12 protein-coding genes are annotated in these 12,697 nt (G+C 69.2%); 3 read left to right on the forward strand and 9 right to left on the reverse strand.

The annotated features are described in order from the left end of the window. The first annotated feature begins 5 nt into the window (after positions 1-5). On the forward strand, positions 6-965 hold the full coding sequence (locus tag ACFYRH_RS20035; RefSeq protein WP_387776945.1) for an asparaginase: 960 nt from the start codon (positions 6-8) through the stop codon (positions 963-965). On the opposite strand, the gene ACFYRH_RS20040 is transcribed toward ACFYRH_RS20035, so the two are convergent. The 7 genes from ACFYRH_RS20040 to ACFYRH_RS20070 form a co-directional block, all read right to left on the reverse strand. After that, a complete protein-coding gene (locus ACFYRH_RS20040; RefSeq protein WP_387776948.1) occupies positions 962-2,173 on the reverse strand; it encodes an RNA polymerase sigma factor in 1,212 nt (403 codons plus the stop codon). The two genes, ACFYRH_RS20035 and ACFYRH_RS20040, sit on opposite strands and share 4 nt — an antisense overlap. Then, positions 2,151-2,558, reverse strand: a complete 408-nt coding sequence (locus ACFYRH_RS20045) for a YciI family protein (RefSeq protein ID WP_387776951.1) — start codon at positions 2,556-2,558, stop codon at positions 2,151-2,153. The genes ACFYRH_RS20040 and ACFYRH_RS20045 overlap by 23 nt, the downstream gene beginning before the upstream one ends. Before the next feature lie 61 nt (positions 2,559-2,619). Further along, positions 2,620-3,828 (reverse strand): signal recognition particle-docking protein FtsY, encoded by a 1,209-nt coding sequence (gene ftsY / locus ACFYRH_RS20050; protein ID WP_387776954.1) that lies wholly within the window; start codon positions 3,826-3,828, stop codon positions 2,620-2,622. A 43-nt stretch (positions 3,829-3,871) separates the two neighbouring features. Next, entirely contained in the window at positions 3,872-5,491 is a 1,620-nt protein-coding gene (gene cydC, locus ACFYRH_RS20055; RefSeq protein WP_387776957.1) for a thiol reductant ABC exporter subunit CydC, read from the reverse strand. After that, on the reverse strand, positions 5,488-7,113 hold the full coding sequence (gene cydD / locus ACFYRH_RS20060; protein ID WP_387776960.1) for a thiol reductant ABC exporter subunit CydD: 1,626 nt from the start codon (positions 7,111-7,113) through the stop codon (positions 5,488-5,490). Before cydD ends, cydC begins: the two co-directional genes overlap by 4 nt. Further along, positions 7,110-8,099 carry a cytochrome d ubiquinol oxidase subunit II gene (gene cydB / locus ACFYRH_RS20065; protein ID WP_387776963.1) on the reverse strand — a complete coding sequence of 330 codons (990 nt, stop codon included), beginning with the start codon at positions 8,097-8,099 and terminating at the stop codon, positions 7,110-7,112. Before cydB ends, cydD begins: the two co-directional genes overlap by 4 nt. 10 nt (positions 8,100-8,109) lie before the next feature. Further along, complete coding sequence (locus ACFYRH_RS20070) at positions 8,110-9,510, reverse strand: cytochrome ubiquinol oxidase subunit I (protein ID WP_387776966.1); 1,401 nt, start codon at positions 9,508-9,510, stop codon at positions 8,110-8,112. Between the two features lie 82 nt (positions 9,511-9,592). Between ACFYRH_RS20070 and ACFYRH_RS20075 the strand changes: the two genes are divergently transcribed. Both ACFYRH_RS20075 and ACFYRH_RS20080 read left to right on the forward strand, forming a co-directional pair. After that, complete coding sequence (locus tag ACFYRH_RS20075) at positions 9,593-9,976, forward strand: BlaI/MecI/CopY family transcriptional regulator (protein ID WP_387776969.1); 384 nt, start codon at positions 9,593-9,595, stop codon at positions 9,974-9,976. Beyond that, entirely contained in the window at positions 9,973-10,878 is a 906-nt protein-coding gene (locus ACFYRH_RS20080; RefSeq protein WP_387776972.1) for a M56 family metallopeptidase, read from the forward strand. The genes ACFYRH_RS20075 and ACFYRH_RS20080 overlap by 4 nt, the downstream gene beginning before the upstream one ends. Here the strand turns inward: ACFYRH_RS20080 and ACFYRH_RS20085 are convergent. Further along, positions 10,871-11,431, reverse strand: coding sequence for a dihydrofolate reductase family protein (locus ACFYRH_RS20085; protein WP_387776975.1), 561 nt, complete (start codon positions 11,429-11,431; stop codon positions 10,871-10,873). The genes ACFYRH_RS20080 and ACFYRH_RS20085 overlap by 8 nt on opposite strands. A gap of 147 nt (positions 11,432-11,578) precedes the next feature. After that, on the reverse strand, positions 11,579-12,670 hold the full coding sequence (locus ACFYRH_RS20090; protein ID WP_387776978.1) for a threonine aldolase family protein: 1,092 nt from the start codon (positions 12,668-12,670) through the stop codon (positions 11,579-11,581). Between the last annotated feature and the right edge of the window lie 27 nt (positions 12,671-12,697).

The raw sequence follows: 12,697 nt of genomic DNA on the forward strand, positions 1-12,697 counted from the left end.
ACCTGGTGAGCATTGCGTTGTTCACTCTGGGCGGGACCATCTCGATGGCGGGAACCCATCGTCTGAGCGGTGACGACCTGACCGCCGCGATGCCCGGCCTGGACGAGCTCGGCCACGCGGTCGAGATCCAGGACATCGAGAAGATCCCGAGCGCCGACCTCACCGCCGCGAAGCTGCTCGAGGTGGTCGACGCCGCCTCGAAGGCGGTCGCCGCCGGCGCCGCCGGAGTGGTGGTCACCCAGGGCACCGACACGCTCGAAGAGGGCGCCTTCCTTGCCGACCTGGTCTGGCCGCACCCACAGCCCCTGGTCTTCACCGGCGCGATGCGGAACCCGACGCTGGCCGGACCGGACGGCCCGGCCAACCTGCTCGCCGCCCTGCGTGTGGCCGGCTCCCCCGCGGCCCGCGACCTCGGCGCACTGGTCGTCTTCAAGGAAGAGATCCACGCGGCCCGCTGGGTCCGCAAGACCCACAGCACGAGTACGGCGACCTTCGCGTCACCGAACACGGGCCCGATCGGCCACGTCGTCGAGGACCAGGTCCGCGTCCTCACGCGTCCGCTGCGGCTGGACGGCGTACAGGGCAGTGCGGAGCCCGCGACGCTCGACAAGCTTCGCGTCGCGCTCTACACGGTCACGATGGACGACGACGGCGTACTGCTGCAGGGACTGGCCGACACCCATCAGGGCCTGGTCGTCGCCGGGTACGGAGTCGGTCACGTGCCGGCCGCCCTCGCTCCGGCGCTCGGTGATCTGGCGGCGCGGATTCCGGTCGTCCTCACGTCGCGGACCGGCGCTGGTTCGGTGGTCCGCAACACCTACCACTCCCCCGGCTCGGAGGCGGATCTGCTGCAGCGCGGCCTGATCGACGGTGGCTTCCTCGACCCGTACAAGGCGCGCGTCCTGCTTCGGTTGCTCCTGGCAACGGACGAGGACATCCCGGGAGCATTCGCTCAGTACACCTAGTTCAGGGACGCGGCCTTCGTCATCAGGTAGTCGCGCTCCGGCAGGCTCGTCGTACCGCGGGCCGCCGTCCGGAAGTACTCGGCGGCGGCCGCCCGGTCGCCCCGCATCTCGTACAGATGGCCGCGGGTCGCGGCCAGGCGGTAGTGGTCGGCCAGCTCGGCATCCAGCGGCTCGAGCAGCTTCAGCCCGGCGTCGGGGCCGTCGACCATGGCGGCCGCGATCGCCCGGTTGAGTTTCACCATCGGGTTGCCGGACAGGTCCTCGAGGAGTCCGTACAGTGCGAGGATCTGCGGCCAGTCGGTGTCCTCGGCGCGGTCCACCTCGTCGTGCAGCGCGGCGATGGCCGCCTGGATCTGGTACTCCCCCAACGGCGGCGTGCCGAACGCCTCGATCGCGAGCGCCACCCCCTCGGTGATGTAGTCCCGATCCCACAGGGCCCGGTTCTGATCGGCCAGTGGAACGAGCTCACCGCTCACACCGGTCCGCGCAGCACGCCGTGCGTCGGTCAGCAGCATCAGAGCCAGCAGTCCGGTCACCTGACCGTCAGCGGGCAGCTGCGCGTGTACTGCGCGCGTCAGCCGGATCGCCTCAGCGGACAGGTCACCACGGCGCAGCTCCGGCCCGCTGCTGCTCGTGTAGCCCTCGTTGAACATCAGATAGAGCACATGCAACACGTTGCGCAGCCGGTCCGGGTCGGCGTCGAGCTCGAAGCTCGCGCCTTTGAGTTTCTGCTTCGCCCGGCTGATCCGCTGCGCCATCGTCGCCTCCGGCACCAGGTACGCCGTGGCGATCTCCGCCGTGGTCAGACCGCCGACCGCCCGCAGGGTGAGCGCGATCGCGGACGCCGGCGTGAGCGCGGGGTGGCAGCACAGGAACAGCAGGCGGAGCGTGTCGTCGTACTCCTCGACCTCTCCGCGCGGTACTTCGCGCAGCATCGCGCGTTCCTCACGACGCCGGCGGGCCTGCTCCTGTCGGACCTCGTCGACGAACCGCCGTGAGGCCGTCTGGATCAGCCAGGCCTTGGGCTTGTCCGGACGGCCGTCCCGCGGCCACGCCGTTGCCGCCGCCAGCAATGCCTCCTGGACGGCGTCCTCGGCCGCCGCGAAGTCACCGGACCAGCGGACGACGGCGCCGAGGACCTGCGGCGTGAGCTCCCGCAGCAGGTCCTCCAGCTGATCATCCGGTTCAGAAGTCGTGCAGGTCCGCATCCGACTCCATCAGCCGCCGTACCTCGATCGGCTGTTCGATCGGTACGCCGTTGGGTCCCGGCGCGGAGGACAGCTCGGCGGCGATCTCGATCGCCCGCTCCTCGGAGTCCACGTCGACGATCTGGTAGCCGGCCAGCACCTCCTTGGACTCGGCGTACGGGCCGTCGGTCAGCACCGGCGCGCTCACGTCGGCGGCCCGGACCACCTTGCCGTGCGACGGCCACGTCAGCGCCTGCGCGACCACCAGCTCGCCGCTCTGCCGCAGGCGCTCCAGGTGGTCGTCCAGAAACTTCATGTGGGCCTTCAGATCGGCCTCGTCCCACTCCAGCATCGGCGTCTCGCAGTTCCCGCCGTCCAGATTCACCAGCAGCATGAACTTGGTCATCTCATCTCCTCCTCGTTGAGCCTGTCACCTGGGAGACGAAGCTGCTGGCCCGTGCTCTACATCAGTCCAGCAGGGCGTCGACGAACTGCTCCGGGTCGAAGGGCGCCAGGTCGTCCGGCCCCTCACCGAGACCCACCAGCTTCACCGGTACGCCGAGTTCGCGCTGCACCGCGATCACGATGCCGCCCTTCGCCGTACCGTCCAGCTTGGTCAGGACCAGGCCGGTGACGTCGATGACCTCGGCGAACACGCGCGCCTGGGTGAGACCGTTCTGACCGGTGGTGGCGTCGATGACCAGCAGCACCTCGTCCACCGCGGCGGACTTCTCGATGACGCGCTTCACCTTGCCCAGCTCGTCCATCAGGCCGGTCTTGGTGTGCAGGCGGCCGGCGGTGTCGACGAGGACGACGTCTGCCTGCTCCGCGATCCCCTCCTTGACCGAGTCGAACGCGATGCTGGCCGGGTCGCCGCCCTCCGGACCCCGCACGGTGCGGGCGCCGACGCGCTCGCCCCAGGTCTGCAGCTGGTCGGCAGCAGCTGCACGGAAGGTGTCAGCGGCGCCGAGCACGACGCGCTTGTCCTCGGCGATCAGGACCCGGGCCAGCCGGCCGACGGTGGTGGTCTTGCCAGTGCCGTTCACGCCGACCATCAGGACGACGGCGGGCTGGTCGCCCTTCCGGCTCGCCTTGAGCGAGCGGTCCATCGACGGGTCGACCAGGTTCACCAGTTCCTCGCGGAGGATCTCCCGGGCCTGCGCGGCGCCGGTGCCCTCGACGCGCATCCGGGTGCGCAGCTTCTCGACCAGCTCCTGCGTCGGCGCGACACCGACGTCCGCGGTGATCAGCGTGGTCTCGATGTCCTCCCACGCCTCCTCGTCGAGCTTGTCGCGGGACAGCAGCGCGAGTAGACCCTTTCCGAGCGACCCCTGCGAGCGGGCCAGGCGGGCCCGGAGCCGGACCAGCCGGCCCTGCGCGGACTCCGGCTTCTCGACCGTCGGGGCCGACGGCTCGGGGAGCTCGGTGTCCTCGAGCGTCCGCGTCGGGGTGTCTCGCGGTTCCTCGGCGTCCTCACCGACCTTGGGCTCAGCCTCCACCGAGCCGTCTGCCGGACCCTCGACCGAGGGCTTCGGAGCGGCCGGCGGCAGCTCGGCCCGGCGGCGCCGGGCGACGATCAGACCGGAGGTACCGACGACCAGAACGACCGCGATCGCCACGACGATCGTGATCAGGGCCTGGTCGGTGAGCAACGAGATGAGCAGTGGGGTCAACACGGTTCCCCATCTTGACAGACACCCGGCCCGCCGCCCGCATTTGTCACGTCAGGCAAACCAGTTGTCGCGATCCGTGAGGAGGCACCAGCTCGGGCCGGTGCGTGAGCAGCACCAGGGTGCGGTCGCCCGCCGCCGCGAACAGATCGGCGAGCAGTGCCCGCCCGGTCTCCTCGTCCAGGTGCTCGGTCGGCTCGTCCAGCACGAGTACGTCGCGGTCCGCGAGCAGGAGCCGGGCGAATGCCAGCCTCTGACGCTCACCACCGGACAGCTTCGCGCCGTGCTCACCGACCATCGTGTCGAGCCCGTCCGGCAGCTTCTCGACGAACGTCCCGAGCCGGGCCCGGTAGAGCGCCTTCCAGAGCTGCAGGTCACTCACCCCAGGCTTCGCGAGCAGCAGGTTCTCCCTGATGCTCGTGTCGAACACATGACTCTCCTGGGTCAGCAAGCCGACGACCGACCGCACCTGATCGCCTTCGAGCCGGGCCAGGTCGACGCCGTCCAGCAGCACCTCTCCACCACGCGGCTCGAGGAATCGCAGCAGAACCGCGGCCAGCGTGCTCTTGCCCGAGCCACTCGGGCCTGTGATCACCACGCGGCTCCCTGCCGGCATGTCCAGGCTGAGGCCGTTCAGTACGTCGGTGTCGTCGTACCCGACTCGCAGCAGGTTCACCCGGAGGTCGCGTCCGGTCGGGAGTGGCTGCGGTTCTGTCGGCTCGGTGACGGGATCTGGCGTGTCGACAAGTTCCTGGACTCTCGCGAGTGACGCCCGTACCCGGATGGCCAGCTGGGCGGCTGCAGGGACGCCGCCGAGGACGTCGGCGAGAGCGAGCGGCGTGAGGACCAGTACGGCGAAGACTGCGCCGGTGATGTTCGCCGTACTGCCGAGGACCAGTGCGGCCACGCTGGCGCCCCCGATGCACAGGACGAGCAGAGCGCTGCCGAGGCCGGTGCTCCAGGCGGAGCGGCGTTCGGCGGCGGCCAGGCGGGCGTCGCGGCGGCTGAAGTCGTCCAGCACCGAGTTGATCGCGTTGTAGGCCACCACGTCAGCTGCAGTCAGCAGAGTCTCGGTGGTGGTGGCTGCGACGTCCCCACGAGCCCCTGCGATGTTTCGCTCGGCCCGCTCGGCGGTCCGGGCAGTCAGCCACGGTACGACGGTGCACGCGACCAGCACCGCCAGCGCGACGGCTGCACCCGCTGCGGGCAGCAGGACTGCGAGCAACGCGACTGTGGCGGCAGCTGTCACCGCAGCGACCGCCACCGGTAGAAGAACCCGCAACCACAGGTCGAGGACCGCATCCACGTCCAGCACGAGCCGGGCGAGCAGATCGCCCTTGCGCTGCGAGGTGAGCCCAGCGGGCGCGATCTTCTCGAGGCGTCCGGTGATGCGAGCTCTCGTCTCCCCCAACACCCGGTACGCCGCGTCGTGGCCGACCAGGCGTTCGACGTACCGGAAGACGCCGCGACCGACACCGAACGCGCGGACTGCGACGATCGGCACCATCAGGAGCAGTACGGGCGGCTGCGCTGACGCTGCGGTGATCAGCCAGGCCGAAGTCGCGAGCAGCGCGACAGCCGAGCCGGCGGCCGCAACGCCAAGCACGAGAGCGAGCAGCAGTCGCCACCGCACGCCACGCTCCGGGCGGGCCAGTTGCCATCCCTTCATGCGTTCACCAACTCTCGGGTTCCTACGGTGACGGTGCGGTCAGCCGCGGCGATCAGCGCGGGGCGATGGGCGACCATGAGGACGGTGCGACCGCTGGCGCGCAGACCGGTGACCACTGCAGCCTCGGTATCTGCGTCCAGACCAGCTGTTGGCTCGTCGAGGAGGAGGACCGGGGCGTCGGTGATGAGCGCCCGGGCGAGCGCGACCCGCCGCCGCTGGCCGCCCGACAGCATCTCCCCCTGCTCCCCCACCGTCTTGTCCAGCTCCAGCTCGCCGGCGCCAGCAGTCAGGAGGGCCATCCGGACCTCGTCGTCCGACGCATCCGACCGCCCCAGTCGCACGTTGTCGGCGACAGTCCCCGAGCGCAGCCCAGGACGCTGCGGTACCCAGGCGAACTGCTGTCGCCACACCTCGGGATCGAACTCGTCCGCCGCGCTCCCACCGGCCACAACCACACCCCGCTCCGGCTGGGCGAATCCCAGCAGCACAGCCAACGCAGTGGACTTACCGGCTCCGCTCGGGCCGGTCAGCGCCACCACCTCGCCCGGCCGCAGCTCCAGCTCGAACCCGTCCAACGCCGGCTTCCCACGCCCGGGGTAGGTCACCGTCACGTCGTACAGATGCAGCGGAGTCACCCGCAGATCCGGTACGTCGGTCCGCTCGCCACGCTCCGGCAGTGGCGTCTCGAGCACGCGGAAGACCTCCTCGCTCGCCGCCACACCGTCTGCGCTCGCGTGGAACTGCAGACCGACCTGTCGCAGCGGCAGATACGCCTCCGGAGCCAGGATCAGCACCATCAGCGCGGTCTCGAGTCCGAGCTTGCCGTCGACCAGGCGCAGACCGACGCCGACAGCAACCAACGCCACCGAGATACTGGCCAGCAGCTCCAAGGCGAACGAGGACAGGAACGCCAACCGCAGACTTCCCATCGACGCGGATCGGTGCTCATCGGTCACCCGACGTACGGCGGACTCCTGCGCCTTGGCGCGACCGAACAGCTTCAGCGTGGTCAGCCCGCCGACCACGTCGGCGAAGTGGTGAGCCAACACCGCCAACGCATGCTGACGCCGCCGGCTGCGCGCCTGGGTCGCCCAACCGATCAGCGCCATGAAGATCGGGATCAGCGGGAGGGTAATCAGTACCGTCCCGGCTGCGATCAGGTCGCCAGTAGCCATCCAGCCGATCACGCCAGCCGGCACAGTTGCGGCGAGTACGAGCTGCGGGAGGTAGCGAGCAAAGTACGGGTCCAGGTCGTCAAGACCCTTGGTGAGCAGGGTTGTGAGCGCACTGCTCCGTTCACCGCTCAACCAGACCGGTCCGAGCTTCAGGGAGTGCTCCAGCGTCTGTCGCCGCAGTGTCGACTTCACAGCGGCCGCAGCGCGTTGAGCGACTACCTCCTGCGCCCACACGAGCAGTGCGCGTCCGGCGATCACCGCGGCCAGTCCCCAGGCCACTGCGGTCACGCTGGCGCCCCGCAGTACCGCTCCGGCGATGCCGTGGGCCAGAAGAACAGCCTGCGCGACGATCAGCGCCCCACTGGCGACACCGATCAGGACCGATGCCGCCAGGAAGACACGTGCGCCCTTGGCTCTCTTGAGCAGCCGCGGGTCGAGCGGTTTCATGCCGCCGCGACCATGACGCGCTTACGGAACACCCAGTACGTCCACCCCTGGTAGAGCAGCACCAGCGGGAAGAAGATCGCCGTGATGATCGTCATCGCCTTCAACGTGTACGCCGAGGACGCGGCCTCGACCGCGGTGAGGGTCGAACCCGGCTCCAGCGTCGACGGCATCACGTCCGGGAACAGTGCGACGAACAACGACACCACGGCCAGTCCGATCGCGAGCGTCGTACCGACGAAGGCCCAGCCCTCGCGGCGCACCACGTTCGCGACCAGCCCGCCGGCGAACGCCACGACCGCCGCGATCGTCAGGACCACCGAGACCGTGTCGCCACGGATCGCCTGGGCCCAGGCCAGGAACGCGATCGTGAGCACCGCGGCGACGACACCGCTTCGGGTCGCGAGCCGGTTCGCGCGGATCCGCAGGTCGTCCGTGGTGCGCAGCGCGAGGAAGATCGCGCCGTGGGTGACGAAGACCGCGACGAAGGTCAGCCCGCCGAGTAACGCGAACGGGTTCAGCAGGGTGCCGAAGCCGCCGATGTACTCGTGGTCGGCGTCCAGCGGTACGCCGCGCACGATGTTGCCGAAGGCAACGCCCCAGAGCAGCGCCGGCAGCACCGAACCGACCACGATCATGATGTCCATCCGGGACCGCCACACCGCGTCGTCGCGCTTGCCGCGGTACTCCAGCGCGACGCCGCGCACGATCAGCCCGACAAGGATCGCGAACAATGGCAGGTAGAACCCGCTGAACAGCGTCGCGTACCACTCCGGGAACGCCGCGAAGGTGGCGGCGCCGGCCATGATCAGCCACACCTCGTTGCCGTCCCAGACCGGACCGATCGTGCTGATCGCGGCCCGGCGTTCGGGCTCGTTGCGGCCGAGCACGCGGTACAGCATCCCGACCCCGAAGTCGAAGCCCTCGAGCACGAAGTACCCGGTCCAGAGCGCCGCGATCGCGACGAACCACACAGTCGTCAGTTCCATCTCGAGCCCCTCAGTACGCGTACGACAGTGGTTTGTCGGGCTGTTCCGGCTCGTCGGCCGGTGTGTCCGTGCCGGCCAGACCGCCCCGGATGGTGCGCAACAGCAGCTTGGTCTCGACGATCGCGAGGGCGCCGTACAGCGCGGTGAAGCCGACCAGTGACGTGATCACCTCGCCGCCCGTCGTACCTGGTGAGACACCGGATGCCGTTGGCAACAGCCCGAACACCAGCCAGGGTTGGCGTCCGGTCTCGGTGAAGATCCAGCCGAAGGTGTTCGCCGCGAGCGGCAACAGCGGGAGCGGCGCGGCCAGCCAGATCAGCCAGTGCGCCGGCGCCCGGCCGCGGCGGGTCGTCCACAGCAGCCAGAGCGCGATCGCCGCGGACGCCATCCCGACCCCGATCATCAACCGGAAGGTCCAGTAGGTCAGCGGGATGTTCGGTTTGTACGACCCCGGTCCGTAGAGCTGCTCGTAGGCGTCCTGCAGCGAGTTGATGCCCATCACCTCGCCACCGAAGTGCCCGGTCGCGAGGAAGGACAGCAGATACGGCACCTTGATCGAGAAGATCTCCTTGGAGCCGTCCAGGGTGCCGATGGTGAAGGCCGAGAACGACGCCGGCTTCTCGGTCTCGTACAGCGCCTCGGCCGCGGCCATCTTCATCGGCTGCACCTCGGTCATCACTTTGCCCTGCAGGTCCCCGCTGATCGCCACGCCGACGCTCGCGACCAGCACGACGGAGGCGCCGATCTTCAGCGCCGAGCGGAACACGTCCTTGTCCACCGAGGGCCGCCGGAGCAGATGCCAGAGGGCGACGCCGGCCACGAACGCGCCGCCGACCATGAACGCCGCGAAGATCGTGTGTGGATAGGTGACCAGGACGACCTTGTTGGTCAGCACCGCCCACAGGTCGGTCAGCTCGGCGCGACCGCGCTCGGCGTTGTAGCGGAAACCGACCGGGTTCTGCATCCACGAGTTGGCCGCCAGGATGAAGTACGCCGACAGTTGCGTGCCGAGCACCACCATCCAGATGCAGCCCAGGTGGACCAGCTTCGGCAGCCGGTCCCAGCCGAAGATCCAGAGACCGATGAAGGTCGACTCGAGGAAGAACGCGAGCAGGCCCTCGAGCGCCAGCGGGGCGCCGAACACGTCGCCGACGAACCGCGAGTAGTCGCTCCAGTTCATCCCGAACTGGAACTCCTGGACGAGGCCGGTGACCACGCCCATCGCGATGTTGATCAGGAACAGCTTCCCGTAGAACTTGGTCAGCCGCAGGTACTTCTCCTTGCCGGTGCGATACCAGGCGGTCTGCAGTCCGGCGGTGATCGCCACCAGCGAGATCGTCACCGGCACGAAGAAGAAGTGGTACACGGTGGTGATCGCGAACTGCCAGCGCGCCAGATCGAGGGTGTCCATCGGCAGGCCTCCCCAGCCATCTACGACGTTTCGTAGTAGATGCTACCGCGGATCTACTACATCGTGTAGTTATACTGGTCACGTGGCGAGTGAGGAGAAGGCGCCGCGTCCCCTCGGGGACCTGGAACGTCTGGTGATGGAGCAGCTCTGGGCGGCGCCGGCCGCGCTGACCGTGCGCGAGGTGCACGAGCGGCTGGCCGGCACCCGAGAGCTCGCGTACACGACCGTGATGACCGTTCTGGACCGGCTGGCGAAGAAGAAGATGACCGAGCGCGAGCGCGACGGCAAGGCCTGGCGCTACCGCGCCGCTGCGCCCCGCGAGGAACTCGCCGCCGACCTGATGCGGGACGCGCTGGACCGCGCGGGCGACCGGCGCGAGGCGCTGGTCCGTTTCGTCGGCCAGGTCACCGACGAAGAGGCGGCCCTGCTGCGCGATGCGCTGTCCCGGTTGGACAGCGCGGGGTGATCACCCCGGTCCTGCTGGCCGTCCTCGCGCTGGTCCTCACCGGCCCGGCACCGGCCGTGCTGGCTCGCTCCAACTGGCCCTACCGGGTTCCCCGTGCGGCAGTCATCTTGTGGCAGGCGATCGCACTGGCCGCCGTACTGGCTGCTCTGGGTGCCGGGATCTCGTTGTCGTACTCGATTGCCGGGCGGCCCGGTGAGCCTCGCTTCGACCCGTCGTCACCACGTGACCTCTTGGCCGCTCTCATCCTCGCCATGACCGCATTGGTCGTCGTGCGGCTGCTGTGGGCCGTTAGCCGAGTAGCTGTTGGTACGAGAGCACGACGCAAACGGCACCGCGATCTGGTCGACGTACTGGCCACGCCGGACGGACTGATCCCCGGACTGCGCGTGCTGGCGGAGGAGACGCCACTCGCCTACTGTCTGCCCGCCTTGCGTGGTGCGCGGGTCGTGGTGTCGGTCGGTGCGTTGAATCGACTCGACGACGGCGAGTTGAAGGCCGTGCTCGCCCACGAGCAGGCGCATCTGCGCGCGAGACACGACCTGGTGCTGGAGGAGTTCACCGCATTGCACCACGCCTTCCCGCGCTGGGTGCGCAGCGACGTAGCGCTGGAGCAGGCTCGCACGCTGGTCGAACTGCTCGCCGACGACGACGCCCGCCGTCGCAACGGCCCGCGCCCACTGGCCCACGCACTGGTCGCGCTGGCCGGCGCACCGGCTCCCGAGGCAGCGCTGGCTGCGGCAAAGTCCGCCACGGTACTGCGAGTCGAGCGCCTGGCCGGTCCGGCGACCAACGAGCGCCTGCTCTCGACACTGACGTACGCCGGTGCCGCGACCCTACTGATCCTGCCGACCGTCACGATCGCGGCCCCGATCGTGCACGCGATCATGGACGCGGTCAGCTAGCCGGCTGGTACCGCACCAAGACACCGGCGGTCCCCCACGGACGCGCCTCGATCAGATCCAGACGCACCGGCGACCCACCGGTCGGGAACGCGCTCTTGCCGTTGCCCAGCAGCACCGGACAGATCCGCAGTTGAACCTCATCGACCAGACCGGCCCGCAGCAGCGACTGGAACAACGTGATGCTGCCCCACAGGATGATGTCCTTGCCGGTCTGCTCCGCCTTCAGCGCCCGGACCGCATCGAGGTCACGGACCACCAGGCCCGGCTCGTAGTTGCCCCACGGCGCACTCTGCAGTGTCGTCGACACGACGACGAGGCGCAGCGCGTTCAGCTTCGCGGCGATCGGCTCACCGGCCGAGGCTTCGGTCGGCCAGAACCCCGCGAACAGGCGATAGGTCTCGGCGCCCAGCAACATCGTGTCGACGCTGTCGAGCAGCTCCAGGTTGTCGTCGTCCGGCTGCATGCCGATCGAGTCGAAGAACTCCAGTCCCCCGTCCGGACCGGCGGCGAAGCCGTCGAGTGTCACGTACTCCTGGAAGATGAGTCGCCTCATGTCGCGAGGCTACCCGAAATGTTTCCCCTCACCGCGTGCCACGGCCAGCAGCACGAGACCCGACAGAACCAGCAGAACCACCATGGTGACGACGAATGTCAGCACTTCTCTCCCCGACTCCCCAACCCAACACAATCCCTGACGTCCTCAGCGCGTCAGAAGTTCCCCGAAAGCCTTCGCGATTTCGTCGACCTGCCAGTCCAGCGTGGCCGGCGTGGCCACCACCTCGACCCACGACCATCCAGGGACGTCCGCCGGCTGCCACGGACCGCACAGCGCCTCGCGGGTGCGCTCCATCCGCGCGACGGCCGCGTGCTCGATCGACTCCGCCGACCGTGGCGCGTAGAGCCGGAACGAGTTGGTGTGCGGCGGCTCCGGGAAGACGCGAAAACCCTCGCCCTGCAAGGCCATTGCGACCTCGACGGCCCGTTGGTGGAGGTCGTCCATCAGCGGCAGCACCGAGCGCAGGCCGTCGCGCGCGGAGACGGCGTACGGGAACAGGGCGAAGAGGTTGCCACCGAGTCGGCGTTGCCACCGGCGTACCTCGGCGATCACGTCCTCGGGGCCGGCCAGTGCCGCGCCGCTGACGCCACCGAGCACCTTGTAGAACGAGACGTACACCGTCGACGCCAGCGCGGCGATCTCCGCCAAGCTGTGCTCGAGGTACGGCGCGCTCTCCCACAACCGTGCTCCGTCGAGATGGAGCGGTACGCCGCGTTCCGCGCACGACTCGGAGAACACGACGAGCTCGTCCCATGTCGGCAACACGAAGCCGGCGTCGCGCAGCGGCAGCTCCAGCGTCACCGCGGCCAGCTTGCCCGGAATAGCAGCCAGCTCGTCCGGTCGCGGCTGCCGCGGCTCCGAGGTCATCCGCTCGATGCGCAGGTGGTGCACCTCCTCGAGCGCGTTGAGCTCGTGCATGAGCAGGTGCGACAGACCATGTACCGCGACGCGTCCGGTGCCCGCGCGGTCGGCGTACACCCGCAGGACGCTCTGCTGCGCCATGATGCCGGTCGGCACGAACACTGCGGCCGGCTTGCCCAGCAGCTCGGCGACCTCCTGCTCCAGCGCGGCGACCTCACCACCGTTGCCGTACATGTCGCTCTGGTCATCTGTGGCCACTTCCGCGAGCCGCCGCAGCCGGTCCGGCACCGGCACTCGCCGGTTGGACAGCCAGCGCTCACAGCCGTCCGCCGCGTTCTTCCGTCGCTCCCGCAGGTCCTCGGAGGTAGTAGCCACGGCTCTATCCTCTCGTGTCCCGCAACT

The sequence above is a fragment of the Kribbella sp. NPDC004875 genome (genome assembly GCF_042873375.1).
Taxonomy (GTDB): domain Bacteria; phylum Actinomycetota; class Actinomycetes; order Propionibacteriales; family Kribbellaceae; genus Kribbella.